This is a genomic window from Pseudomonas sp. FP2309 (assembly GCF_030687575.1).
Taxonomy (GTDB): Bacteria; Pseudomonadota; Gammaproteobacteria; order Pseudomonadales; family Pseudomonadaceae; genus Aquipseudomonas.
Genome location: NZ_CP117439.1, coordinates 2,841,183 through 2,867,121 on the forward strand (window position 1 = coordinate 2,841,183; position 25,939 = coordinate 2,867,121).

21 protein-coding genes and 1 pseudogene are annotated in these 25,939 nt (G+C 60.5%); 18 read left to right on the forward strand and 4 right to left on the reverse strand.

Annotated elements, in window-relative coordinates; translation table 11 throughout:
• Positions 1-84: 84 nt before the first annotated feature.
• The 3 genes and pseudogenes from PSH59_RS12940 (at position 85) to PSH59_RS12950 (ending at position 1,950) form a co-directional block, all read left to right on the forward strand.
• Complete coding sequence (locus PSH59_RS12940; protein ID WP_305395296.1) at positions 85-408, forward strand: hypothetical protein; 324 nt, start codon at positions 85-87, stop codon at positions 406-408.
• A pseudogene (locus PSH59_RS12945) lies at positions 344-1,804 on the forward strand (pyruvate dehydrogenase (acetyl-transferring), homodimeric type); the annotation flags it as partial. The gene PSH59_RS12940 and the pseudogene PSH59_RS12945, both read left to right, overlap by 65 nt.
• A gap of 5 nt (positions 1,805-1,809) precedes the next feature.
• A complete protein-coding gene (locus PSH59_RS12950) occupies positions 1,810-1,950 on the forward strand; it encodes a hypothetical protein (protein WP_248079118.1) in 141 nt (46 codons plus the stop codon).
• A gap of 40 nt (positions 1,951-1,990) precedes the next feature.
• Here PSH59_RS12950 and PSH59_RS12955 read toward each other — a convergent pair whose 3' ends face one another.
• On the reverse strand, positions 1,991-2,905 hold the full coding sequence (locus PSH59_RS12955) for a LysR family transcriptional regulator (protein ID WP_305392822.1): 915 nt from the start codon (positions 2,903-2,905) through the stop codon (positions 1,991-1,993).
• A gap of 268 nt (positions 2,906-3,173) precedes the next feature.
• Between PSH59_RS12955 and PSH59_RS12960 the strand changes: the two genes are divergently transcribed.
• The 4 genes from PSH59_RS12960 (at position 3,174) to pgm (ending at position 9,455) form a co-directional block, all read left to right on the forward strand.
• Entirely contained in the window at positions 3,174-4,196 is a 1,023-nt protein-coding gene (locus PSH59_RS12960) for a zinc-dependent alcohol dehydrogenase family protein (protein ID WP_305392823.1), read from the forward strand.
• Positions 4,197-4,903: 707 nt separating this feature from the next.
• Entirely contained in the window at positions 4,904-6,313 is a 1,410-nt protein-coding gene (locus PSH59_RS12965) for a hypothetical protein (protein ID WP_305392824.1), read from the forward strand.
• Positions 6,310-7,716 carry a PLP-dependent aminotransferase family protein gene (locus tag PSH59_RS12970; protein ID WP_248079141.1) on the forward strand — a complete coding sequence of 469 codons (1,407 nt, stop codon included), beginning with the start codon at positions 6,310-6,312 and terminating at the stop codon, positions 7,714-7,716. Before PSH59_RS12965 ends, PSH59_RS12970 begins: the two co-directional genes overlap by 4 nt.
• Before the next feature lie 95 nt (positions 7,717-7,811).
• Entirely contained in the window at positions 7,812-9,455 is a 1,644-nt protein-coding gene (gene pgm / locus PSH59_RS12975; protein ID WP_248079143.1) for a phosphoglucomutase (alpha-D-glucose-1,6-bisphosphate-dependent), read from the forward strand.
• 68 nt (positions 9,456-9,523) lie between these two features.
• On the opposite strand, the gene PSH59_RS12980 is transcribed toward pgm, so the two are convergent.
• Positions 9,524-10,219 (reverse strand): pirin family protein, encoded by a 696-nt coding sequence (locus PSH59_RS12980; protein ID WP_305392825.1) that lies wholly within the window; start codon positions 10,217-10,219, stop codon positions 9,524-9,526.
• 219 nt (positions 10,220-10,438) lie between these two features.
• Here PSH59_RS12980 and PSH59_RS12985 point away from each other — a divergent pair, with 219 nt between their 5' ends.
• Positions 10,439-12,886, forward strand: a complete 2,448-nt coding sequence (locus PSH59_RS12985; RefSeq protein WP_305392826.1) for a UvrD-helicase domain-containing protein — start codon at positions 10,439-10,441, stop codon at positions 12,884-12,886.
• Positions 12,887-12,897: 11 nt separating this feature from the next.
• On the opposite strand, the gene PSH59_RS12990 is transcribed toward PSH59_RS12985, so the two are convergent.
• Positions 12,898-13,170 carry a DUF1652 domain-containing protein gene (locus PSH59_RS12990; protein ID WP_248079151.1) on the reverse strand — a complete coding sequence of 91 codons (273 nt, stop codon included), beginning with the start codon at positions 13,168-13,170 and terminating at the stop codon, positions 12,898-12,900.
• Positions 13,171-13,424: 254 nt separating this feature from the next.
• Here PSH59_RS12990 and PSH59_RS12995 point away from each other — a divergent pair, with 254 nt between their 5' ends.
• From PSH59_RS12995 to PSH59_RS13040, 10 genes are all read left to right on the forward strand, one after another.
• Positions 13,425-14,234, forward strand: a complete 810-nt coding sequence (locus tag PSH59_RS12995; protein WP_305392827.1) for an AraC family transcriptional regulator — start codon at positions 13,425-13,427, stop codon at positions 14,232-14,234.
• Between the two features lie 49 nt (positions 14,235-14,283).
• Entirely contained in the window at positions 14,284-15,690 is a 1,407-nt protein-coding gene (locus PSH59_RS13000; protein ID WP_305392828.1) for an FAD-binding oxidoreductase, read from the forward strand.
• A 27-nt stretch (positions 15,691-15,717) separates the two neighbouring features.
• Positions 15,718-16,059, forward strand: a complete 342-nt coding sequence (locus PSH59_RS13005) for a cupin domain-containing protein (protein ID WP_305392829.1) — start codon at positions 15,718-15,720, stop codon at positions 16,057-16,059.
• 60 nt (positions 16,060-16,119) lie between these two features.
• Positions 16,120-17,199 (forward strand): polyamine ABC transporter substrate-binding protein, encoded by a 1,080-nt coding sequence (locus PSH59_RS13010; RefSeq protein ID WP_248079161.1) that lies wholly within the window; start codon positions 16,120-16,122, stop codon positions 17,197-17,199.
• A gap of 501 nt (positions 17,200-17,700) precedes the next feature.
• The gene (locus tag PSH59_RS13015; RefSeq protein ID WP_305392830.1) at positions 17,701-19,134 is read left to right on the forward strand and encodes a serralysin family metalloprotease; all 1,434 of its coding nucleotides are present in this window, start codon (positions 17,701-17,703) and stop codon (positions 19,132-19,134) included.
• 50 nt (positions 19,135-19,184) lie between these two features.
• The gene (locus PSH59_RS13020; RefSeq protein ID WP_305392831.1) at positions 19,185-19,553 is read left to right on the forward strand and encodes a protease inhibitor Inh/omp19 family protein; all 369 of its coding nucleotides are present in this window, start codon (positions 19,185-19,187) and stop codon (positions 19,551-19,553) included.
• A 103-nt stretch (positions 19,554-19,656) separates the two neighbouring features.
• Entirely contained in the window at positions 19,657-21,408 is a 1,752-nt protein-coding gene (locus tag PSH59_RS13025) for a type I secretion system permease/ATPase (RefSeq protein ID WP_305392832.1), read from the forward strand.
• Positions 21,405-22,706 (forward strand): HlyD family type I secretion periplasmic adaptor subunit, encoded by a 1,302-nt coding sequence (locus tag PSH59_RS13030; RefSeq protein WP_305392833.1) that lies wholly within the window; start codon positions 21,405-21,407, stop codon positions 22,704-22,706. Before PSH59_RS13025 ends, PSH59_RS13030 begins: the two co-directional genes overlap by 4 nt.
• A gap of 2 nt (positions 22,707-22,708) precedes the next feature.
• Complete coding sequence (locus PSH59_RS13035; protein ID WP_305392834.1) at positions 22,709-24,049, forward strand: TolC family outer membrane protein; 1,341 nt, start codon at positions 22,709-22,711, stop codon at positions 24,047-24,049.
• Positions 24,050-24,090: 41 nt separating this feature from the next.
• Positions 24,091-25,515, forward strand: a complete 1,425-nt coding sequence (locus tag PSH59_RS13040; protein ID WP_305392835.1) for a lipase — start codon at positions 24,091-24,093, stop codon at positions 25,513-25,515.
• A 57-nt stretch (positions 25,516-25,572) separates the two neighbouring features.
• On the opposite strand, the gene PSH59_RS13045 is transcribed toward PSH59_RS13040, so the two are convergent.
• Positions 25,573-25,797, reverse strand: a complete 225-nt coding sequence (locus PSH59_RS13045) for a YgdI/YgdR family lipoprotein (RefSeq protein WP_305392836.1) — start codon at positions 25,795-25,797, stop codon at positions 25,573-25,575.
• Between the last annotated feature and the right edge of the window lie 142 nt (positions 25,798-25,939).

Sequence of the window (25,939 nt, forward strand, 5' to 3'; positions counted from 1 at the left end):
GTGGTGCATGTTCTTTAACGAGCGCCCAAGCGTTTTGTTGCTGGTCCTCGGACCAGCTTCAAGAACAATCTGGCCCAGGCCAGTATCAGTGCGGCTGCGGATGTCCTCTCGGCCTCCATCTATAACCGGTTAGGTACCCGGTTGGAATTCACCGGGATTCCGGCCAAGGTCGGCGCACGCGCGATTGTCGGTGGCCTGATCGCGGAGGCAGCTTCCGTACCGGTGCCCTTGCGGCCTGTGCGAATGAAGCCTTCGTCGCTTCGGTCGGCGACAAGATCTTTGTGGGGCGACATGCACGATCAACTGCTGGCGATGACCTCGCAACTGATCGACCTGTGCGGCCCATGGCATGGGCCGCTGGGGGCAAGGCAAGATGATCGCGCACCAGCAGAAACAGCTCGACGCTGAGGCGCTGTTGGCGTTCCGCGACCGCTTCGCGCTGCCCCTGAGCGACGAGGATGTTCATGCTGCTCGGTTGTTCAAGCCTGAAGCCGACAGCCCTGTGATGCGCTACCTGCACAGCTGTCGTCAGGCCCTCCACGGTTATCTGCCAAGCCGAAGCAGCGTTGCAGTGCCTTTGGAAACGCCGGCGGCCAGTGAATTCGCAGGCTTTGCGTCGGCGGGGGAAAGCAAACCGATGTCCACCACCCTGGCGTTCGTGCGCATGTTGGGCACATTGCTCAAGGCTCCGGTGTTAGGCGAGCGCATCGTGCCGATTGTGGCCGACGAGGCACGAACGTTCGGCATGGCCAATCTCTTCCACAAGTACGGTATCTATTCGCCCCAAGGCCAACTTTATATACCCGAGGACAAGGATTCTATCGTGTCGTACCGCGAGGCTCGCGATGGTCAGATCCTTGAGGAAGGCATCACCGAGGCTGGGGCGATGTCTTCATGGATCGCAGCAGGTACCGCCTACAGCACCCACGGCATAGCGATGCTGCCGGTGTACATTTTCTATTCCATGTTCGGCTTCCAGCGTGTTGCCGACTTGATCTGGGCCGCGGCTGACCAGCGCACCCGCGGCTTTCTGATCGGGGCGACGTCAGGGCGCACGACCCTGGCCGGGGAGGGGTTGCAGCATCAAGACGGTTCAAGCCATGTTGTCGCGGCGACCGTAGCCAACTGCCGAGCCTACGACCCGGCGTTTGCCGGTGAATTGGCAGTGATTGTGGACCATGGGCTCAAGTGCATGCTGACCGCCCAGGAGGACGTCTTTTACTACCTCACCGTGACCAATGAAAATTACCTGCAACGGTCGCTGCCGGACGGTGCCGAGGCGGATGTGATCAAGGGCATGTACCTGCTCGACACACTGGACGCCGGGTCGGACGCGCCGTTGGTGCGCCTGCTTGGAAGCGGCGCGATCCTCAATGAAGTGCTGGCGGCGGCGAACCGGCTGCGCGAGCAATGGGGCGTGACGGTGCAGGTCTGGAGTGTCACCAGTTTCAGCGAGCTTGAACGCGATGCCAGGACTGCCCAACACGCGCGTCTGGCGGGTGCGCAGACGACACTGGGACATGTCGAGCAATGCCTGGGCGGGGCCGCGCCGGTCGTGGCGGCGACGGACTATGTCAGGGCCTATGCGCAACTCATCGCTCCCTATGTCAGTGCGCCGTTCAAGGTGCTGGGCACGGATGGCTTCGGCTGTTCAGACACCCGGCGCGCCCTGCGGCGTTACTTCGAGGTGGATAGCCAGGCGATCTGCCTGACGGCTCTCCATGCACTGGTGGAGCAAGGACGCCTGGGCGCAGACACGGTCGCCAAAGCCCGCCGTGTCATGGACGGTACGGATAAGGATTGACCTAGGTGGTGTTCCAACTCAGCTACCTGTGGCTGTGGCTGGTGTGGCAGGTGCTGTCATATGATCTTGAGGGTTGGCGTACCTTGCTGGTCGCCAACCATCTGGCTCAGCAGCAGTGCCTGCAGCTCTTTTGCGGGCCGTTGTGAGTGCCCGGTCATCTAGCGTTTAAGTGTGCGACGGCTTGAATCAAAGACTCTCAGGATCGCCAAAAAACATCTGAATCCGCGACCGCAACCAACGCTCCCCCGGATCATTGTCCTGCGAGCCTCGCCAAGCCATATGCAGTTCAAAACTACGCACCGGCAGCGGTGGGTCTTCGGCGCGCAAGCCGCCCGCTGAGGTCAGTGCCTGCGCCGCATAGTCCGGGACGGTCGCGAGGATGTCGGTGCCCGCAAGCAAGGTGCCCAGGCCGTTGAATTGCGGTACGGCCAGTACCACGTGACGTTTGCGGCCGAGCTTTTCCAGTTCTTCATCAATGAACCCGCTCAAATCGCCGGCGAACGACACCAGGGCATGGGGGCGGGCGCAGAAGTCGTCCAGGCTCAGGGAGCCCGGTACGCTGTCGGCGCGCAGCAGTTTCGGCATGCTGCGGCGCAGGACTTTGCGTTTGGCGTTGGCCGGCAGATCGGCGGTGTAGCTGACGCCGATGGAAATTTCGCCGGAAGCCAACAGCCCGGGCATCAGGATGTAGTTGACGCGGCGCACCACCAGCACGATGCCGGGAGCTTCGGCACGCAGGCGTTTGAGCAATGGAGGCAGCAGGGCAAATTCAACATCGTCGGACAGGCCGATACGGAACACCGCGGTGCTGGTCGCCGGGTCGAATTCGGCGGCGCGGCTGACGGCGGTGGAGATCGAGTCCAGCGCCGGGGAGAGCAGGGCGAAGATCTCCACCGCACGGGCCGACGGTTCCATGCTGCGGCCGGTGCGCACAAACAGTGGGTCATCAAACAGGCCGCGCAGGCGTGACAATGCCGCGCTGATGGCCGGCTGGCCGAGAAACAGTTTCTCGGCGGCGCGGGTCACGCTGCGCTCATGCATCAAGGTTTCGAATACGATCAAGAGGTTAAGGTCGACACGACGCAGGTCGTTACGGTTCATCTTGTGTCCTGGAAGAGTCAGCGAACTTGACGAGAGCGGTCACGTAAGAACAATGCCCGGCATGAATCTTACGGGCAAAGGCTGGTACTCTGCACCGGCTAATTGAGTTTTCCTACGATCCAATTGAGTTTTTCCGCGACTGCTGAGGTCTGCTCCTTACAGGCGGAATCAATGACAGGCATGTCGACTATTAATAGCGACCTGTGGTTTTACCGGGAAAGCCCAGATAGAGTTCATGGCATTAGAGGTTACTTTGACGAGGTTTGCGATGTCCCGCACGATCCGTTTTCACAAGTTTGGTCCGGCCGAGGTGCTCAAATGCGAAGAGCATGCAGCCGCGCAGCCCGCACCGGGCGAAGTGCAGGTGCGTGTCGAAGCGATCGGCGTCAGTTGGTATGACATTTTATGGCGTCAGAACCTGGCGTCTTCCCATGCACGTCTTCCCTCGGGCCTTGGTCATGAAATGGCCGGGGTTGTGGTTGCCCTGGGCGACGGAGTCGATGATCTGGCGGTGGGCGATAAAGTGGCCAGTTTTCCGGCCGAGAGCCCTAATGATTACCTGGTGTATGGCGAACAGATTGTGATGCCCCGTTCGGCCCTGACCCGCTACCCGGACGTCTTGAGCCCTATCGAAGCGAGCGTGCACTACACGCCGCTGTTGATTGCCTATTTTGCCTACGTGGATTTGGCACGGGTCAAACCGGGCCAATTCGCCCTGGTAACCGACGCCAGCCACTGCGCCGGGCCGTCATTTGTGCAACTGGGCAAGGCCCTGGGTGTGCGGGTGATTGCTGCGACCAAGGACAGCGCAGAGCGCGAATACCTGCTGTCGCTCGGCGCCGAAAAGGTCATTGTCACCGAAGAGCAGGATCTGCTCATGCAGATCAACAAGTTCACCGACAACCGCGGCGTTGACGTGGTATTCGATGGTCTGGGGGGGCCACAGATGTCCCTGCTTGGCGATGTCCTGGCGCCCCGTGGCAGCCTGGTGCTGTACGGCTTGCAGGGTGGCAACCAGACGCCGTTTCCCGCCTGTGCGGCGTTCCAAAAGAACATTCAGTTCTTTGTGCACTGCATCGGCAACTTTACCGGCAAACCGGAACTGGGGATCATCCAGGACCACGTTGCATTGCAACGCGCGCTGCGCGATATCAACCAGTTGACTGCCGACCGGGTGCTCGTCCCGCTGAAAACCACGGTGTTTCCGTTCAAGCAGTTCGTCGAAGCGCACCGTTACATGGACGAATGTCCATGCCGAGAGCGAGTGGCGTTGCAGGTTGAAGCTGTTTGAGCTGTAGGAGTATTCGCAAATGAATGCGCCGACGTCTGATCGGATGGGGCAAATGCGCCATTTGTCAGGGCTTAACCTGCGCACCCCCTGACGCGCCACCCTGGCACCTTAGGCCCGCAAATCCTGCGTTTTCTCCCTGACGCCGCCCTGAATCCCAGGGCGGCGTCCTTGTGTGTGCCTCCTCAAGGTGTCAGCGCCTGTTCATCTGCACTGGTTTTCGGCCAGGTTCTGTATCTATTAATCATTATTCCAGCGCTGATAATTACGCCTTCAGTGTCATCTCAAGGATTGAGCAATGATTGATTTTATGGCGCGGTTATCCACCGTTACTCCAACTAAGTGTTTATCTCCTGTGCGTGCACGGCGTGAGTATTTCATGCAGAGGTTGCTATTGAACCCATGGAAAAATGCTTTCGAGCCGACCTGTCGGACGCTTCCCTAAAGTCATGGTTAAAACTCTGTAGGAAGCTGTCGGAAGCGTCTTAAGGCGTTCAACAACTTTCAACATGACTAATTTAAATCAAAGACTTGCGTCATTTTAGGGTGGGGATGTGCGCCCAGGCGCGCCCCTGTTGGTGTGTTGCAAAGTGCTAGGGTTTATTCATCGACGCACAAGGTGTCGCGCAATTTTCCTACCCATGCAATAGGTCGAGCAAACACTGTCAGTCGTTGCTTGAAACTGATCTTCCAACTCAGGTAGTAGAACTATGAGCACTATTCACGAGCAGGCAATGAACCATGTTTATCAACAAGTTCTGCAACGCTTGATCGGGCATTTGAGCCGCGCAGGACGCACGGCACTCCAACTGTTAGTCCAACGAATAATCGTGGCGGCGGGGGGGATGGAACAGGTAGGGGACTTTAAAGTGCTGTTGGCTCACGGCGGCGGTGAAGTCAGCAGTTACACCCTCGCGTTGTTGCGTGCCGCTCAGTTGACCATTGCGGGGCGGGCGCCGCGCACCTTTCAGTTGCGGGTTGCAACGTTACGGCACGCAGGAATTACCGACGCCCAGTTCGATACGCTCAACCGGGGCTACGGCCGTTTGTTCCTTCACGATGACCCGCGTGTCGAACTGCTGATGGTGGAAAACCAGGAGATTCAGCCCTTCAATCATCAGCGTCCAGCCTCGGCGGCAGGGCGAGAGATCACCCAGCGCGCGAGGTTGATGATCGGGCACATGAGTGCCGGAGACAGTCGCGCAACATTGTGCAACGACACCTACCTGGCCCTTGGTGACTTCTATCAGCGTGTCACCACCTGTAATGGCGGCGTCCACGCGTTGGTCAGCGGCGATTCTGCGCGTAAGCAAGGCCAGTTCCTCGCTTGGCTCAAAAAAGCCGCCCAAGCCGCCGGCATGCCGATAACCAAAGGGCGGGCGCGTTCCCTCAATGCGGTGTTCGCGCGGATGGAGGCGTGGAGTGCCGGCTACTACCATGACGTGTTCGGCGAGCACCATGAGCTCCCTGAAACACCCAGCGAAGGCAGCCACCGCCACCTGAGCTACATCGGCATCGCAGACCTGCTGGAAGACGTTGACCTGGACTCATCGTCGTTGCTGACCGAATTCATGGCCTTTACCCCCGACCCGCTGGGTTTTCACTTCAGCCATCCGGCCTGCTCGAATCCGCTGTTGATGGCCCACTTGCAAGGGTTGCAGGCCGAATGCCTGCGTGATTTGGACTATGAAGAAGGGGTCGAAGGGTTCATGCAGCAAGCAGCGTCCTACCTGCGTCGTCTGCACGTGCCCGAAGAATGGCTGGCCCAGGCGGGGACCGCTGAAGGGCGGATGCTGGCAAGTACCTATGCCGAGGCGTTTTTTGGCGTGGATGAAACGCAATTGATTTGCCTGTTGTTCTCACCCTTCATCCATCACGGCGAGCGCCTCGAAGGCTATTTGCGTCAATGTCATCCGGGCATGCTGGTGGCGCTGCCGGAGTTGCATAAGGTGCTTCAGGGCAAGCCGTCGGCCGACATGCTGCAGCAGTGGCTCACCGACACCAGCGGTTTGCCCTTGCCGTTGTTACAGCACCTGTATCGTAAACGGCCGTCCGTGGGTGTGCGGCGTACCCGTGCCGCTCATGGCCCGGCGCAGGCCGCGCAATTGTCCGGGCGATGACCCTGCGTGGCGAGCGTCAGGCGGATTTCGCCTATCAGGCGGTCTACCGTTATCTGATCAACCTGATCAACGAAGTCAGCAGCGACACCCCGGTAAAGCTGCCGTCACTGCGGCAACTGGCCGGGCGCCTGAACGTGTCGATCTCGACGATCCAGTACGCCTATGCGCTGCTGGAGAAGGAGGGCCGGATTTATTCGGTGGCCAAGTCCGGATACTACGCCTGGCCCATGTCCAAACACCCGCCGGCGTGGGCGGGCGGCGATTTGCTCGACCGTCTCTACGCGGCGGCCCGGCGCCCCGGGATGGTGGTGTTCAGTGGCGATGAACCGGCGCTGCTCGCCTCCCTGGACGCGGCCCTGTTGCGCCTGGAACGCGAGTTGGTGCGCCAGTATCCGCAACACTTGCAGCCGTGGTCGCAACCTTATGGGGTGTGGGAGTTACGCGCTGTGCTGGCCGCGCGGTACACCTCATCGCCCACCCACTGCTGGAATGCCGATGATGTGTACATTGGTGCCGACCTGCGCGGTGTGCTGGACATCCTGATCGACGTGTTGGGCCTGCGCGGTACCACGGTGATTGTGGAATCGCCCTGTGACTGGCAGGTCTTGCGCCTGTTGCAGGATGCCGGGGTGCGGATCCTCGAATTGCCGTGGACCCCCGCGGGCGGCCTGGACCGCGCGACCCTGGAGCAACTGCTGCGTGACGAAACGGTGCACCTGGTGATGCTCTCATCTAAGGTCAGCCTGCCTTCCGGCGTCACGATGTCGCGCTGCGAGCGCCAGGAGACGGCGCGATTGCTGGGACAGCACGGCTGCTGGTTACTGGAGAACGACACCTTCGGCGCGCTGAGCTTCGATAGCACGCACACGCCACTGCGCGAACTGGTGAACCCCGAGCGACTGATCGTATTTTCCTCGTTCGATAAATTACTCGGCTCCGAAGCGCCCTATGGTTATCTGCTGTCGCGGCACCTGAGCACTGAGTTGCAGCGCCAGTTCCTGCAGCGTGCATTTCGCGTGTCGTCGATTCGCCAGCGTGCCATCGCGCGTCTGTATCAAAGCGGGCGAATCGACCAGCACCTGGGTTCACTGCGCCAACAACTGTGTGAACAAGCCGCGCAGATGAGCCGACGTCTGGATCAGCAGTTGGGCGACCAGGTGGCCTATCACATGCCGGCAGCAGGGGCAGCGTTCTGGCTGGCCTCCACGCGTGCGGTGGACATGCGCCAAGTGTTTCAGCGCTTGCTGGCGCAGCAGGTGGTGATTGCGCCGGGGGAGTTGTTCAGCGTCAGTGGCCTGCACCACCAGAACCTGCGTTTTAGCCACACCTTTCATGGGCAGCCTAATCTGGACATTGCTCTGACGGCGCTGAGTGATGCACTGCACAAGGCGCAGACGAGCTGAAATTTCTGTCATTGTTGTAGGATCGATAACGTCGCGCAGTAGTCCAACTCTCAGTAAACTGCCCTTTTCCAAATCCTTCTTTTCGAGGTTTATGCATGACAATCAGTCCTTTTGCGGGCAAACCGGCGCCGGCCCAGTTGCTGGTGGATATCCCGCGACTGGTCACGGCCTATTACACTGGCCAGCCTGATGCAGCGATCTCCACCCAGCGCGTGGCCTTTGGTACCTCCGGCCACCGTGGCAGCTCGTTCGAGCTGAGCTTCAACGAATGGCACGTGCTCGCCATCAGCCAGGCGATCTGCCTGTACCGTGAAGCCCAAGGCATCAACGGACCGCTGTTCGTCGGCCTCGACACCCACGCGCTGTCGACGCCCGCCGGTGCCAGCGCCCTGGAAGTCCTGGCCGCCAACGGCGTGCACGTGATGCTGGCAGAAGGCGATGAGTACACGCCGACGCCGGCGATTTCCCACGCCATCATTTGCTACAACCGCGGCCGTACCAGCGGCCTGGCTGACGGCATCGTGATCACGCCGTCTCACAACCCGCCGCAGAGTGGCGGCTACAAGTACAACCCGCCCAACGGTGGTCCGGCCGATACCCACGTGACCAAGTGGATCGAAGCCAAGGCCAACGAGCTGCTCGCGAACAAGCTGGCAGGGGTCAAGCGCATCACCCACGCCAAGGCCCTCAAGGCCGAGACCACCCATCGCCACGACTACCTCAACAGCTACGTGGCCGACCTGATCAATGTGATCGACATGGACGCGATCCGCAGCGCCGATCTGCGCCTGGGCGTCGATCCTTTGGGCGGAGCAGGGGTGCGCTATTGGTCGGCGATCGCCGAGCACTACCGCCTGAACCTGGACGTGGTCAACACCGAAGTCGATTCCACGTTCCGCTTTATGAGTGTCGACTGGGACGGCCAGATCCGCATGGACCCATCCTCCAGCTATGCCATGCAGGGCTTGATCGGGTTGAAAGAGCGTTTTGACGTCGCCTTCGCCTGCGACCCGGACCACGATCGCCACGGCATCGTCACCCCGTCCGGCGGGCTGTTGGCGCCGAACAACTACCTGGCGGTGTCCATCGACTACCTGTTCCAGAACCGTCCTGACTGGCGCGCCGATGCGGCGGTGGGCAAAACCGTGGTCAGCAGCGGTTTGATCGATCGTGTGGCCGCGCGTATCGGGCGTCGTTTGTATGAAGTGCCGGTGGGCTTCAAGTGGTTTGCCGATGGCTTGTTCGACGGTTCGCTGGGGTTTGGCGGCGAAGAAAGCGCCGGGGCGTCATTCCTGCGCAAGGACGGCAGCGTCTGGAGCACCGACAAGGACGGCCTGATTCCCGCGTTGCTGGCCGCCGAGATGACCTCGCGCAAAGGCCAGGACCCAAGCCAGATCTACCGTGGCCTGACCGACGCGCTGGGTGAGCCGTTCGCCATTCGGGTCGACGCCAAAGCCACGCCGGCGCAGAAAGCCTTGCTGGGCAAACTGTCGCCCGAGCAGGTGACTTCCACCGAACTGGCCGGCGAAAGCATCCAGCAGATCCTCAGCCACGCGCCGGGCAATAACCAGGCGATTGGCGGCTTGAAAGTGATGACCGAAAACGGCTGGTTTGCCGCACGGCCATCGGGCACCGAGGATATCTACAAAATCTACGCAGAGAGCTTTATTGGCGAAGATCATCTCAAAAAGCTCGTGGAAGAAGCCCAAGTGCTGGTAGATGGCGCAATCTCCAACTGACAGCGCGCGCTTGAAACGAAGGTGGCGGACACACCCGCCACCTTCGTGAGGGTCCACCTGGCATCTGATCAGGCCAGATCGACCAGTACGATTTCGCTGTCCTCGATCGCAGTCACCCGCAACACCTGCTCATCCTCAACCGCAACACCATCCCGCGCCTGCGCGCGCAAACCATTGACTTCAATCAGCCCCGTGGCCGGCACCAGATACGCGCGGCGCCCACTGTCCAGGCGGTATTCAGCGCTTTCTCCGGCTTTCAAGTTGGCCGCCACCAAGCGTGCATCGGCACGGATGCGCAGGCTCTCGCTGTCACCGTTTTTGCCGCTGGCCAACGTCACGAACCCCTCGCGCTCGCCCTTGGGAAACGGCTTGGCGCCCCATGAAGGCGGCAGCCCGGCTTCGTTCGGGATAATCCAGATCTGGAAAATCTTGGTCGGCGTGGCTTCCAGGTTGTATTCGCTGTGGGCGATCCCGGTGCCTGCGCTCATGACCTGCACATCACCCGCTTCAGTCCGCCCCTTGTTGCCAAGGTTGTCGGCATGGCTGATGGCGCCTTCGCGCACGTAGGTGATGATTTCCATATCGCGGTGTGAGTGCTGTGGAAAGCCGGTGCCCGGCGCAATGATATCGTCGTTCCACACCCGCAGGTTGCCCCAGTGCATGCGCTTGGGGTCGTGGTACTCGGCGAACGAGAAATGGTGATGAGCGTCAAGCCAGCCATGATGGGCGCCGCCCAAGCCGGTGAAAGGTCGAAGTTCAAGCATGATTGCCTCCTGTTGATAGCGTTCATCTTCCACCAGCACTTCATCGATAAAAAGCGTAAAAAATGCCTGATTCCTATCAGCTAAATAGATTGTTTAGCGGCGTTTTGACTTTCACTTCATCGCCTAACTGCATGACGCTACAGCAATTGGCTGGAACTGAGCCGCGATTCCGGCGACCATGGCGCACTTGTCAAAACTCAGCCCATCGCAGGAGTCCGCGTGCCGCAACACAAGCTTGATCTGCCCCCCGAACTGCGCCCGCTCGCCGACATGCCGCTGTTGAAACGACTCGCCGCCCGCCTGTTCGGCCACGGCCTGACCCGTCTGCGTGCGCAGCATCGGTTTTCCTGGTTGCACGGGCAGGCCGACGGTTTTCGCAGCGGCCACGAGGCGGGCGTGGAGTACGGTTACCGTGAAGGCAAGGCTGATGGCCTGGAAGAGGGTCGCCAGGTCCTGTTGATTCGCGACTTTCGTCCCGATGAGCATCCTGCACCCGGTGTCGACGACAGCCTGTTCGACGATTGGCGGCTGCCTCTGACCGCCGATCTGAAAAAGCGCATGAAGGCTGATGTGGCGCGCTTACTGCCGGCCCACGCGCAGCCCAGTGCCGCGCAATGGAAGATGATCTTCAGCGATACGCCATCGACCTCGGTTATTGCCGGGGCCGGGGCTGGTAAATCCACCTCTCTGGTTCTGCGTATTTTGCTGCTCACCCATTACCTGGGCTTTGAGTTGAGCTCGATGACCGTGGTGACCTTCACCCGTGAGTCACGTAAAGATTTCATCAGCAAGCTTATGCAAATCCTCAGCCTGTGGGGCCAACCCATTGGCATCAAAGAAGCCCAGGCCATCGTGCGTACCTTCCATTCACGCATTTTGCCGATGGTGCGCAGCCTGCCGGGCTTTGAGCGTCTGCAGGCGTTCGAGAACCTGAGTTCAGGGTTCGAGGAGGCCGACAGCAATCCCTTCGACCTGCGCATCAACGACGCCCAGCGCCAGCACCTGAATGCTTGTTATCACCGGCTGCATGGCCAGCACGCACGCTTTCGTGAGCTGATCACGCCGCTGGCGCGCCATGGCCTGCAGCTCAAAGAACTGGAGCGCGACCACCCGGACGTGCAAAAGCGCGTGGCGGTCACTGAGCTGGCGGCCAAGCGCGATGAAGAGCTGTGCGATGTGATCGAGGACCTGTGGTTTCGTGCCGGGGCCTGGCCGATCAAAGGCATTGAGCCCAACCGCCAGACGGTGGAGATCAATGGCGCGCTGTTTCACTGCCACGGCTATATAGCTGCGCTGGACGCATGGGTGGTGCTGGGCTTCGATCCGCGGGAAAACCCGCAACTGAGCCGGCCAAATGCCAAACTGTCGGTGCGCGCCGAATGGGCGGTAAAGCGCACCCTGTTTCAAGCTTTCTGTCGCAAACCGCTGATATGGCTTGATAATTATGAATCATCAAAGCGCGTTCTGAGCAGCTTGGCTGGCGATGCCAGTGCCGGGCCCGGGTTTGATTACAAGGTCAAAGGTGAGCTGGCTGGCGCGCCGCTGCTGGACAGTTTTGTCACTGCGGCCGGTTTTATCGAAAATCTCGGGCTGGATGTGCCCAGCGCTGTCAGCCGAATGAGCTTTGCCAAGGACGATCCCGACCGGTACTTCTTCGAGGCCCTGAGCATTTTCTGGAAGGCCCTGGAAGACCACTTGCTCGACCAGTCGCCGCCGATCATGACCTACAACCGCATGTTCTCGCTGTTTGGCGAAAACACCCCGGAAAACCTCAAGCTGCTCAGCGATTCATTACTGCGACCGTTGTCGCACTTGATGATCGATGAGTTCCAGGACGTGTCGCCGCAGATCGTTTCGTGGATCCGCGCCAGCCTGCGTGAAATCCGCAGCCGTGGCCCGGCGATGCACGTCGGGCGCGGCGCACAGCGCTCATCGCTGCTGTGCGTAGGTGACGACTGGCAATCGATCTACGGCTGGCGGGGCAGTTCGCCCAAATACTTCATGGCGTTCAATCAGGAGTTCCCATCGCCGAGCACCACCCGCGTGATGCTGGGCGAGAACTACCGCAGTCACCAGCACATCATCGACGCGGCCGAACATATCGTGCGCGCCGCGCCGGCGATCCCCGGCAAAAAAGCCAAGGCCTGTGGCACGCCCAAGGCGCTGGAGCCCGTCAAGGTGCTTGAGCGCGACGACGCCGCTCTGGGGCGCCAATTGCTGGCGCATTATCAAAAGGGTGATTCGGTGTTAATGCTGTATCGAAAAAGCAGCGATAAACTATTGATTCAAGAACATATTCAGGCCGCAATTAATGCTGATTCCAGCTTGGCGCCTGCCGCGCGCAGGCTTCGGCAACTGACTTATCACAGTGCCAAGGGGCTGCAGGCCGATGCGGTCTTTCTACTGGGGGACTGCCAGCACGTGACCAGCTCGCCCTACAAGAACCAGGTTTACCGCATGGCGGGTCTGGGCAAGGAAGGCGACAGTGAACCGTATGACTGCGCGCAAAAGGATGAGGTGCTGCGCCTGGCCTATGTCGGGATCACCCGGGCCGTCAGCCATTGCTATTGGTATGTGGAAAAGCCCGAGGGCCAGGCGGTGAATGTGCCGAAAGCCTCGGAGCGAGTCGACGGCAAGAAGGCGTTCTTTGACGACCAGCGCGGCTAAGGGCGCAGGCGTCAGGCGCGCAATGACAGCGGCGGCACAAAGGACGCCAGCTCATCCTCCACCGCTTCGATGATGCGCTCCACGTCGGTGGCGTTCATCACGGTGGCACAGGGGATCCCGGCAATGGCAATCAGGGTTTCGCCGCTGGCCCGGTCGAACAGGCGGGCGATCATACTGCCCGGCGCGTCCATGCTGGCCTCGAAGCCCATCGGATGAAAATGCCAGCGCATCAGCTGGCAGGCGTTGGGGAACGTCACTTTGTTCATGTTGCCCACCTTGTTCATTGAGCGCTTCCTTTAGCTCGCGGCAGGGGCCATTACCGTCACTGGTCATGGCCGACGAATTTTAAAATAGCATTCGTTCGCAAGCGCGAGGTGGGTTTTTTCGGTCCGTTCAGCGGTTGTTTTCCATTAGATTGATGTGGGTCACGTCCTACCGATAACTGGGCAAATCGCCACTAGTCCGAAGATGTGCACCACCATTGAAGGCAACGCTGAATTTCGGCAGTCTCCACGGTTTACTTGCAGCCGAGCCTTCCATGCCCGACATCGCCCCAAACGAGGACCGCCAGCACACCCACGCCACGGGCGAGCTGGTGTTGCGCCACCACCTGTGTTGGCGCCACCGCGATCTGGACGGAGTAATGGCTTACTACCACCCGGATATCCAATACCACGACTTTTTCCAGAACCGTGTCATCGGTTACGCCGAACTGCGCGAATATCTGCAAGCGAGCATGCCCCGCGAGGCCGACGAAGCGATTGAGCACACTGACCGCATTCGTGCCGATGGTGACACGGCGTTTATCCAGTACCGCATCACCTTGCGGGGCGGCCGCGGGTTGGTGTCGTTTCGCACCAGCGAAGCCATCACCGTGCGCGACGGGCTGATCTGGCGGGTCAATGAATACGCCTCGCTGGTCCATGAACAAGCCACCCAGGCGCTGCGCCCAACGGTCAGCCGCCTGGGCCTGTCGCCCCAGCAATTGGGGCATATGGCCAATGACCTGCAACAGTACTTTGTCCACAAACAACCCTACCTGGACCCTGAGCTGGACCTGCAGCGGGTCGCCAGGGAATGCGGCTACAGCCGCAATCAGATTTCTTACCTGCTCAACCAAGTGCTGGGACAAAGCTTCTACCGTTACGTCAACCAGGCGCGACTCCAGCATTTATTGACCGCACTGGAGCACGCCACGCCGCCGATCAAAGTCGACGACTTGGCCTTCGCGGCCGGCTTCAATTCGTTGTCGGCGTTCTACAGTGCGTTCCGCCAGCACACCGGCCAGTCGCCCAAGGCCTACGTCAAACAAATTTCCCTGCGTGCACGCGCGCAAGACAGCCCCTGACCCCAAGCCCTAGCATCAGCCCTATCCACACGAGGTAGGGGAGCTTGGCATGCCGGCATGGCGCAACATCAGTTTATGGATGGACCAACTGGACGACCCGCTGCTGGCGCGGCCATCCCTTGAGCATGACCTGGACGTCAACGTGGCCATCATCGGCGCCGGGTACACCGGGCTGTGGACGGCTTACTACCTCAAGCGCCAGGCGCCCGAACTGACTGTCGCAATCATCGAAGCGCAAACCGCGGGGTTCGGCGCATCCGGTCGCAACGGCGGCTGGCTGATGGGCAACCTGCTGGGCGAAGACCGTCTGTTGGCCGGCCTGGCCCCTGAACAGCGCCGCGCCTCATTCAATTTGCTCCACGGCATTCCTGATGAAGTGGCACAGGTGCTGGCCCGTGAAGGCATCGATTGCGACTACCGCAAGGGCGGTGCGCTGTACTGCGCCGCGCGCTACCCCGAGCAGGAAACCAGCCTGCGCGGCTACCTGCACAAACTCTACGCTCAGGGCCTCACCGAAGCCGACTACCGCTGGCTGAGCCCGCAGCAATTGGCCGAACAGATCCGCATCGCCCGGCCCTATGGCGGTATCTATGCACCCCACGTTGCCACGATCCACCCGGCCAAGCTGGTGCGCGGCCTGGCGCGGTTGGTGGAGCGCATGGGCGTGAAGATTTATGAGAACAGCCCCGTCACGCAGTGGCAATCCGGCAGTCTGCGCACGGCGAAAGCCAGCGTGCGCGCGTCATGGGTTGTGCCAGCGGTCGAAGGCTACGCCAACACCTTGCCGCCCCTGGGCCGTTACCAGTTGCCGGTGCAAAGCCTGATCGTCGCCACCGAGCCGCTGCCAGCCGGCACCTGGGACGAGATCGGCCTGCGCAATGGCCAGGCTTTTGGCGAAAGCAGTCGCCAGGTCACCTATGGCCAGCGCACGGCGGATAACCGCCTGGTGTTCGGTGCCCGCGGCGGGTATCAGTTCGCCGGCAAATTGCGCCATAACTTCGATTTGACCGACAGCGAAGTGGAGCTGCGTCGCTACCTGTTCGGTGAACTGTTCCCACAGCTGAAGAACGTGCGGATTACCCATTCGTGGGGCGGCAACCTCGGCATGTCACGCCATTTCCGACCGCACATGCTTTGCGACCGCAATAACTGCATCGCGTTGTCCGGAGGCTATGGCGGGGAGGGCGTGGGGGCTACCAACCTCGGTGGCCGCACCCTGGCCGACCTGATCCTGGGGCGTGATACGCCGCTGACTCGGCAGCCCTGGGTCATTCGCGACAGAGGCCTGGACGCGCTCAAAACCTGGGAACCCGAACCCTGCCGCTGGCTGGGCTACAACGCGATCATTCGCAGCTTCGTCCATGAAGACCAGGTATTAGCCAACCCCAACACCGCGCCCTGGCGCCGCAAACTGGCGACCGGGGTGGCCGGATTCATGGAAGGTTTCATGCACTGAACTGCTTCATTCACACGGGAATCGCCCATGAGCATTACGCACTTCAAAGACACGCTGAACACCGATTTACCCGACGCGTCGCCAGTGGCCGTGCCCCTGGGCGAGCCGATCGCCGTGGCCTCGACCTTGAGCGTTGAACGCAGCGACGGCGTCGAGACCGGCATCTGGGCCTGCACCCCAGGCCGCTGGCGTCGACAGATTAAATCCCAGGAGTTTTGCCACTTTATCCAGGGCCGCTGCACCTTCACCCCCGACAACGGTGAAGTCATTCACATACAAGCCGGCGATGCACTGATGTTGCCGGCCAACAGCACGGGCATCTGGGATATCCAGGAAACCGTGCGCAAGACCTATGTCCTGATTCTGTAACGCTTTGATCCTTGATCGCCTGCCATAAAAACAGCCCTAAAACCGCCAGGAAATCGAACCATGAAAGCCATTGCCCTGTTGCCCTTGATGTTGTTGGCCTCTATCAGCCAGGCCGCCGAGACGGTGAAAATCTACAACTGGTCCAGCTACATTGCGCCCGATACCACGAAGAACTTCCAGAAGCAGACCGGGATCGGCTTCAGCTACGACGTGTATGACAGCAACGAAACCCTCGATGGCAAGCTGATGACCGGCAACTCCGGGTACGACGTGGTGTTTCCGTCCAACCATTTCATGGCCCGGCAGATCCAGGGCGGCGCGTTGAAGAAGCTCGACAAACGCCAGTTACCTAACTGGAAGAACCTCAACCCGGTACTGCTCAAGGCCCTGGAAAACAACGATCCGGGCAACGCCCACGGCTTTCCGTACCTGTGGGGCAGCACCGGCATCGGCTACAACATCGACAAGGTCAAGGCCGTGCTGGGGGACAACGCCCCGGTGGACTCCTGGGACCTGATCTTCAAGCCCGAGTACATGGAAAAACTCAGCAAATGCGGGGTGGCCATCCTCGACAACGGCCCGGAGCTGCTGCCGATCGCCCTCAATTACCTGGGCTTGCCGCCCCACAGTAAAAACCCGGAGGACTACAAAAAAGCCGAGGCGCTGCTGATGAAAGTGCGGCCGTATGTGGCGTACTTCCATTCGTCGAAATACACGGGCGACCTGGCCAATGGCGATATCTGCGTCGCCGTCGGCTTCTCCGGCGACGTGCTGCAAGCCGAAAGCCGCGCCAAGGAAGCCAACAATGGCGTGAAGATTGGTTATCAGATTCCCAAGGAAGGCGCCGCTATCTGGTTCGACATGGTCGCCATGCCCGCCGACGCCCCGGATGAAAAGGCCGGTTATGCGTTCATGAACTATTTGCTCGAGCCCCAAGTGATGGCGGACATCACCAACGCCGTGCACTACGCCAACGGCAACAGCGCGGCCGATAGCCTGGTCGAGCCCCAGATCAAGTCGGACACCAAGATCTACCCAAGCGAGGCCATGATGGGCAAATTGTTCGCCTTGGAAGCGATGCCCCTGAGCATCGACCGGATTCGCACGCGGATCTGGAACACCATTCGCATGGGCCGTTGACCTGGGCGCAAAGCGCGCATGTGGGCATGGGAGGGTGGTTTTCCGTGGTGACCGGGCAAACTCGCTCACCACACATTTGCACCTTCACAAAACACGCAGGGCACTCAGGGGTTTTCCAGAATATGTCCACTGAGTCAATAGTGCAGCGCTAACCGTTAGTTGAAGTAATGGCTGTTTAATGTCGCCATTGACACCCTGTCAATATATTGGATCCATTTATTAGTGGCGGCACCTAAGTTGAGTGGCGTTAGTGCTATTTAATATTTAAATACGTGGCGATGGTTTTTTGTCGGACAAACTCAAAGCCGGCCAATGAATACGGCGCAAACTTACACTGCTTACCGAAGCGGTGTTTTCTATGCTGGAAATAGAGGTGGACGAAAGATTTCAAGTTGTGTCAGTTTTCTTACGCCTTCAAAAGAGGCGAGTGATAGGACGATCTCGCCCGCGGGGTTCCTATCGAACAAAGACTGATGCACTTGCAAACAAGGAAGTACGTTTATGTCAAAAGTAAAAGACAAGGCTATCGTGTCGGCGGCGCAAGCCAGCACCGCTTACTCGCAAATCGATAGCTTCAGCCATTTGTATGACCGTGGCGGCAACCTCACGATCAATGGCAAACCCTCCTACACCGTCGACCAGGCAGCCACCCAACTGCTGCGCGATGGCGCCGCGTACCGGGACTCTGACGGCAACGGCAAGATCGACCTGACCTACACGTTCCTGACCTCGGCGTCCTCGAGCACCTTGAACAAACATGGCATTTCGGGCTTCAGCCAGTTCAGCGCGCAGCAGAAGGCACAGGCCGTACTGGCCATGCAGTCTTGGGCGGACGTGGCCAAGGTCACCTTCGCCGAGAAAGCCACCGGCGGTGACGGCCATATGACCTTCGGCAATTACAGCAGCGGCCAGGACGGCGCAGCGGCCTTCGCCTACCTGCCCGGCACCGGCGCGGGCTACGACGGCACCTCGTGGTACCTGACCAACAACAGCTACACGCCGAACAAGACCCCGGACCTGAACAATTATGGCCGGCAGACCCTGACCCACGAAATCGGCCACACCCTGGGTCTGGCTCACCCCGGCGACTACAACGCCGGCGAAGGCGCGCCCAACTACAACGACGCGACCTATGGACAGGACACGCGCGGCTACAGCCTCATGAGTTACTGGAGTGAGAGCAACACCAACCAGAACTTCAGCAAAGGCGGGGTCGAAGCCTATGCGTCCGGCCCGCTGATCGACGATATCGCCGCGATTCAGAAGCTCTACGGCGCCAACTACAACACCCGCGCCGGCGACACTACTTACGGGTTCAACTCCAACACCGGGCGTGATTTTCTCAGCGCCAGCTCCAACGCCGACAAACTGGTGTTCTCGGTGTGGGACGGTGGCGGCAACGACACCCTGGACTTCTCCGGCTTCACCCAAAACCAGAAGATCAACCTCAACGAGACGGCGTTCTCCGACGTGGGTGGCCTGGTGGGCAACGTGTCCATCGCCAAGGGCGTGACGGTCGAGAACGCATTCGGCGGCGCGGGCAACGACCTGATCATCGGCAACAATGCCGCCAACGTCATCAAGGGTGGGGCCGGTAACGACCTGATCTATGGCGGCGGCGGTTCCGATCAACTGTGGGGCGGCGCGGGCCGCGACACCTTTGTGTTCGGTGCCAGCTCCGACTCCAAGCCAGGGGCGGCGGACAAGATCTTTGACTTTACCTCCGGTTCGGACAAGATCGACCTCAGCGGCATCACCCAAGGGACCGGCCTGACCTTCGTCAATGCGTTCACCGGGCATGCCGGCGACGCGGTATTGAGTTACGCGGCAGGCACCAACCTGGGCACTTTGGCGGTGGACTTCTCCGGGCACGGCGCGGCGGACTTCCTCATCACCACCGTCGGCCAGGCGGCCGTCAGCGACATCGTGGCCTGATACACCGGCGCGGCGTTTCGGCGCCGCGCCTCAGGGGATCGAGCATAAAGATGCAGCGTTTTTTCAGTTTGATCGCCTGCGTCATGCAGGTGATGTTCGTGTCGGCAGGAGCCCACGCAATGGCGAGCAGTCTTGTATTACCCAGCAGCGCCCAATTGGCCGGGCACTGGCAGTTGCACCAGCAGGACCACGTGTGCGCCCTCGACCTGCTGGAACAGGCCAACGCCCTGGGCGGCGATGTCGCCTGTGCCGAACAATGGCTGGGAGACAGGCCAATGAGCTGGTCGCCGACACCCGACGGCATTTGGCTGTTCAACGCTGAGGGCAGCGGCATCGCCCACTTGAATCGCCAGAAGGACGGCGGCTATCAGGCCCGCACTAAGTCAGGCGCCGTGATTGAATTGAAACGAATGCCTTAGTTATCGCTATAAGCCTATAACTCAAATTTATTAGTTGGCTGACCTCTATAAAGGAGGGCGGGCAACTGTTGCGCGAAATGTGCTTCAAGGAAGATAAAAACATATGGCCAAGCCCCATGTCGTCGCGCCTTTATTCAAGGCGCTGGGTGAGTACAGGCGCATCTTGATCAGTGTTGGCTGCTTCACGGCATTGATTAACCTGCTGATGCTGGTGCCGTCGATTTACATGCTGCAAGTGTATGACCGCGTGTTGTCGTCCCAGAACGAAACCACCCTGGTAATGTTGACGCTGATGGTCGTCGGTTTCTTTGCTTTTATCGGCCTGCTGGAAGTGATCCGCAGTTTTATCGTGATCCGAATCGGCAGCCAGTTGGAGCGGCGTTTCAACTTACGCGTGTACAAAGCAGCGTTTGAACGCAACCTGCAGCGCGGCCAGGGGCATGCCGGGCAATCGTTGGGGGACCTGACCCATATCCGTCAATTCATCACCGGGCCTGCTCTGTTCGCGTTTTTTGATGCGCCGTGGTTTCCGATCTACCTGTTCGTGATTTTTCTGTTCAATGTGTGGCTTGGCGTGCTGGCCACTGCGGGCGCTGTGCTGCTGATCGGCCTCGCATGCCTCAACGAATACCTGACCAAAAAGCCGCTGGGCGAGGCCGGTGTGTTTTCCCAGCAGTCGACCCAACTGGCCACCAGCCATCTGCATAACGCCGAAACCATCCAGGCCATGGGCATGCTGGGCGCGTTGCGCGAGCGCTGGTTTGCCGTGCATTCGCAGTTTTTGGGCTTGCAGAACAGCGCCAGTGACACCGGTTCAGTGATCACCTCCTTGAGCAAGTCACTGCGTTTATGCCTGCAATCGTTGGTCCTGGGCCTGGGCGCGCTGCTGGTGATTCGCGGCGATATGACCGCAGGGATGATGATCGCCGGTTCCATCCTGATGGGCCGGGTGCTCAGTCCGATCGACCAGTTGATCGCCGTGTGGAAGCAATGGAGTTCGGCCAAGCTGGCCTATCAGCGCCTGGATGACTTATTGCGCGAATTCCCGCCGCAGGTCGAGCCGATGGCGTTGCCGGCGCCCAAAGGCCAGGTGAGCTTCGAAACCGTCAGTGCAGGCCCGCCGGGGCGGCGTATGGCGACCCTGCATCAGGTCAGCTTCAGCCTGGGCGCCGGCGAAGTGCTTGGCGTGCTGGGGGCCTCGGGTTCGGGCAAGTCGACCCTGGCCCGCGTGTTGGTGGGTGTATGGCCGACGCTGGCGGGCACCGTGCGCCTGGACGCTGCGGATATTCATCGCTGGGACCGTGACGACCTGGGCCCGCATATCGGCTATTTGCCCCAGGACATTGAACTGTTCAGCGGCAGCATCGCCGACAACATCGCGCGCTTTCGCCAAGCGGACCCTGCGTGGGTGGTCAAGGCTGCGCAACAGGCCGGGGTGCATGAACTGATCCTGCGGCTCCCCCAGGGCTACGACACCGTACTGGGGGATAACGGCACCGGTCTGTCCGGTGGGCAGAAACAGCGAGTAGCCCTGGCCCGTGCGCTGTACGGCGGGCCGCGTTTGATCGTGCTCGATGAGCCCAATTCCAACCTCGACACCGTGGGTGAAGCGGCGCTGGCCGGCGCCATCGTGCAAATGAAGGCCCAGGGCAGCAGCGTGGTGCTGGTGACCCATCGCTCCTCGGCGCTGGCCCAGGCCGACAAATTGCTGGTGCTCAATGAAGGGCGCCTGCAGGCGTTCGGGCCGAGCCAGGAGGTGCTGCGCGCACTGTCCGGTCAGCAGGATGCACCGAAGGACAAACCCGGCGTCAGTTTCAGTCGCCAGTATCAGACTGCAAGGAATCCGGGTGTATGAGCAGCCGTACTGTTGAACGACGCGACGCCGGTTTTTTTGTGCGCATGGGCTGGATGCTGACGGTGGTCGGGGCTGGTGGGTTTTTCCTGTGGGCCAGCCTGGCGCCGTTGGATCAGGGCATTGCAGTGCAGGGCACGGTGGTGGTGTCGGGCAAGCGCAAGGCCGTGCAAACCCTCAGTCCTGGTGTGGTCAGCCGCATTCTGGTGCGTGAAGGCGAGTCGGTAAAACAGGGCCAGCCGCTGTTCCGGCTCGACCAGACCCAGAGTCAGGCCGATGTGCACTCGCTGCAAGCCCAATACCGCATGGCCTGGGCCAGCGTGGCACGCTGGCAGAGCGAGCGGGATAACCGCGGCAGCATCACGTTTCCCGCTGAACTGAGCAACCACTCCGATCCTGCGTTGGCGCTGGTGCTGGAAGGCCAGCGTCAACTGTTCAGCAGCCGTCGCGAAGCCTTTGCCCGAGAGCAGGCCGGTATTCGCGCGAACATCGAAGGCGCCTCGGCGCAGCTCAACGGCATGCGCCGCGCCCGCAGCGATTTGACCGCCCAGGCGCAATCGCTGCGTGACCAGTTGAGCAACCTGCAACCCTTGGCCGACAACGGCTATATTCCGCGTAATCGCCTGATGGAATATCAACGCCAGTTGTCCCAGGTGCAACAGGACCTGGCGCAGAACAGCGGCGAAAGCGGCCGGGTGGAGCAGGGCATCCTCGAATCGCGCCTCAAGTTGCAGCAGCACAGCGAGGAATACCAGAAAGAAGTGCGCAGCCAATTGGCCGATGCGCAGTTGCGCAGCCTGACCCTTGAGCAGCAACTCACCTCGGCCGGGTTCGACCTGCAGCACAGCGAAATCAACGCGCCGGCGGATGGCATTGCGGTCAACCTCGGCGTGCACACCGAAGGCGCCGTGGTACGCGCCGGTGAGACCCTGCTGGAAATCGTGCCCCAAGGCACTCGCCTGGAGGTGGAAGGGCACTTGCCGGTGCACCTGGTGGACAAGATCGGTACACAGTTACCGGTGGATATTCTCTTCACCGCGTTCAACCAGAGCCGCACGCCACGAGTGCCGGGGGAGGTCAGCCTGATTTCCGCCGACCAGATGCTCGATGAAAAAACCGGCGCGCCTTACTACGTGTTGCGCACCACCGTGAGTGAAGCTGCCCTGGAGAAACTTCACGGCCTGGTGATCAAACCCGGCATGCCCGCCGAGATGTTCGTGCGCACCGGTGAGCGCTCGCTGCTCAACTACCTGTTCAAGCCGCTGCTCGACCGCGCCGGCTCTGCGTTGACCGAGGAATGAACATGAAACCGGTGTTTATCGCGTGCTTATTGTTGAGCTGCAGCAGCGTCGAGGCCGTCATGGGCCCGTTCGATGTGTACGAGCAAGCCTTGCGCAACGACCCGGTGTTCCTCGGCGCCATCAAGGAGCGCGACGCGGGCCTTGAAAACCGCACCATCGGTCGGGCCGGCCTGCTGCCTAAGCTGTCGTACAACTACAACAAGGGCCGTAACAACTCACAGGCCACCTTGCCCGACGGCCGTGGTGGCAATTACCACGACGACCGCAACTACAACAGTTACGGTTCCACCTTCAGCCTGCAACAGCCGCTGTTCGACTACGAGGCCTACGCCAACTACCGCAAGGGCGTGGCCCAGGCGTTGTTTGCCGATGAGAGCTTTCGCGACAAGAGCCAGGCGCTGCTGGTGCGCGTGCTCACCTATTACACCCAGGCGTTGTTTGCCCAGGACCAGATCGACATCGCGCGCGCCAAGAAGAAGGCCTTCGAGCGGCAATTCCAGCAAAACCGGCACCTGTTCCAGCAGGGCGAGGGCACGCGTACCGATATTCTCGAGGCCGAATCCCGCTATGAGCTGGCCAGCGCCGAAGAGATCGAAGCGCTGGACGAACAGGACGCCTCGCTAAGGGAGCTGGGTGCGCTGATTGGCGTGCAGAGCGTCAACATTCAGGATCTTGCGCCGCTTAACCAGGCGTTTGCTGCGTTCGCCCTGGCCCCGGCCAACTACGACGCCTGGCATGCGCTGGCAATCAGCAGCAACCCGACGCTCGCGTCCCAGCGCCAGGCCCTGGAAGTGGCGCGCTATGAAGTGGAGCGCAACCGCGCCGGGCATCTGCCCAAGGTCACGGCCTACGCCAGCTCGCGCCAGCAGGAGTCTGACAGTGGCAATACCTACAACCAGCGCTACGACACCAACACCATCGGCGTAGAAGTGAGCCTGCCGCTGTATGCCGGCGGCGGCATCTCGGCGTCCACCCGCCAGGCCAGCCGCGCCATGGAGCAGGCCGAGTACGAACTGGAAGGCAAGACCCGCGAAACCCTGATTGAACTGCGCCGCCAGTTCAGCGCCTGCCTGTCCGGCGTGAGCAAGCTGCGCGCCTACCAGAAGGCCCTCGCCTCGGCCGAAGCGCTGGTGGTCTCGACCCGGCAGAGCATTCTCGGCGGCGAGCGGGTCAACCTGGATGCGCTGAACGCCGAACAGCAGCTCTACAGCACCCGTCGCGACCTGGCCCAGGCCCGTTACGACTACCTGATGGCCTGGACCAAGCTGCATTACTACGCCGGTAACCTGCGCGACACCGACCTGGCCAAAGTGGACGAGGCCTTCGGTCCGACACCGCATTAAAGCGCTTTCTCGATAACGCCAACAAAAAGAGAGGCAATACCATGGGTGTGTTCGACTACAAAAACCTCGGCACCGAGGGCTCCAAGGCGCTGTTCGCCGATGCCATGGCGATCACGCTGTATACCTATCACAACCTGGATAACGGTTTTGCCGTGGGCTACCAGCTCAACGGCTTGGGCTTGGGCTTGCCGGCCACGTTGGTCGGGGCATTGCTCGGCAGCAGCGACTCTCAGGGTGTGATTCCCGGCATCCCCTGGAACCCGGACGCGGAAAAAGCCGCGCTGGACGCCGTACAACAGGCCGGTTGGACGCCCATCAGCGCCAGTACCCTGGGCTATGCCGGCAAGGTCGACGCCAGGGGCACGTTCTTCGGCGAGAAGCCCGGCTACACCACGGCGCAGGTTGAGGTGCTCGGCAAATACGACGACGCCGGCAAGCTGTTGCAAATCGGCATCGGATTTCGCGGCACCTCGGGCCCCAGGGAAAGCCTGATCAGCGATTCGATTGGCGACCTGGTCAGCGACGTACTCGCGGCCCTGGGCCCCAGGGACTACGCAAAAAACTACGCAGGCGAAGCCTTTGGCACCTTGCTCAAACACGTCGCCGATTACGCCAGTGCCCGCGGCCTGAGCGGCCAGGATGTGCTGGTCAGCGGCCATAGCCTGGGCGGGTTGGCGGTCAACAGCCTGGCGGACCTGAGCAGCGGCAAATGGGCCGGGTTCTACCGGGATGCCAATTACATCGCCTATGCTTCGCCGACCCAGAGCAGCAGCGACAACGTGCTTAATATCGGCTACGAAAACGATCCGGTGTTTCGCGCACTGGACGGCTCCTCCTTCAACTGGTCGTCATTGGGCGTGCATGACAAACCCCATGGCTCGACCACCGACAATATCGTCAGCTTCAACGACCATTACGCCTCGACGTTGTGGAATGTGCTGCCGTTCTCCATCACCCAACTGCCGACGTGGGTGTCCCATTTGCCCACGGCGTATGGCGACGGCATGACGCGTATCCTGCAATCCGGTTTCTATGAGCAGATGACCCGCGATTCGACGATCATCGTCGCCAACCTGTCCGACCCGGCCCGCGCCACCACCTGGGTACAGGACCTCAACCGCAACGCCGAGCCGCACCAGGGCAACACCTTCATCATTGGCAGCGACGGCAATGACCTGATCCAGGGCGGCAAGGGCGCGGACTTTATCGAGGGCGGCAAGGGCAATGACACGATCCGTGATAACAGCGGGCACAACACCTTTGTGTTCAGCGGGCAGTTTGGTCAGGACCGGATCATTGGCTGCCAGCCCACGGATAAGCTGGTGTTCACCCAGGTGTCAGGCAGTGCGGACATCCGTGATCACATTCAGAGGGTGGGCGCGGACACGGTGATCAGCTTCGGTGGGGATTCGGTGACGTTGGTGGGGGTGAGCGGTGTGTCGGGGGAGGGGATTGTGATCAGCTAACGCGGTGGCGAGGGAGCATGCTCCCTCGCACTTTTGATCGGCGTTGACGTTTGAAGATCAGTCTTCCTTGCGCACCGTCGCCACATCATCGGCCTTGACGCGTATGCGCTTGCCGGCAATATCGGTGAATTCATAGAAGCCATCGGCGGTTTTGGCGTTGGGCGTGTCTTTGGTCAAATATTGCGTGCCATTTTGCAGCGTCACCACGGTTTGCGTCGCGCAACCGCCCAGTAGCAGAAAAGTGAGTGCAACCAGCGGAAGACCCAAATTCTTCATGTTCATAACCCTTACCTTTAACCTTGAAAAGTCCCGCGCCGGGGCTGCGGGCCGTAAATGTTACGTCATCGACTCCCCCATCTGATCACTTTTATACAAAAAGTTGCGTGCGCCATTTATCTATTACCGATTGCAACACGCTGCTGAC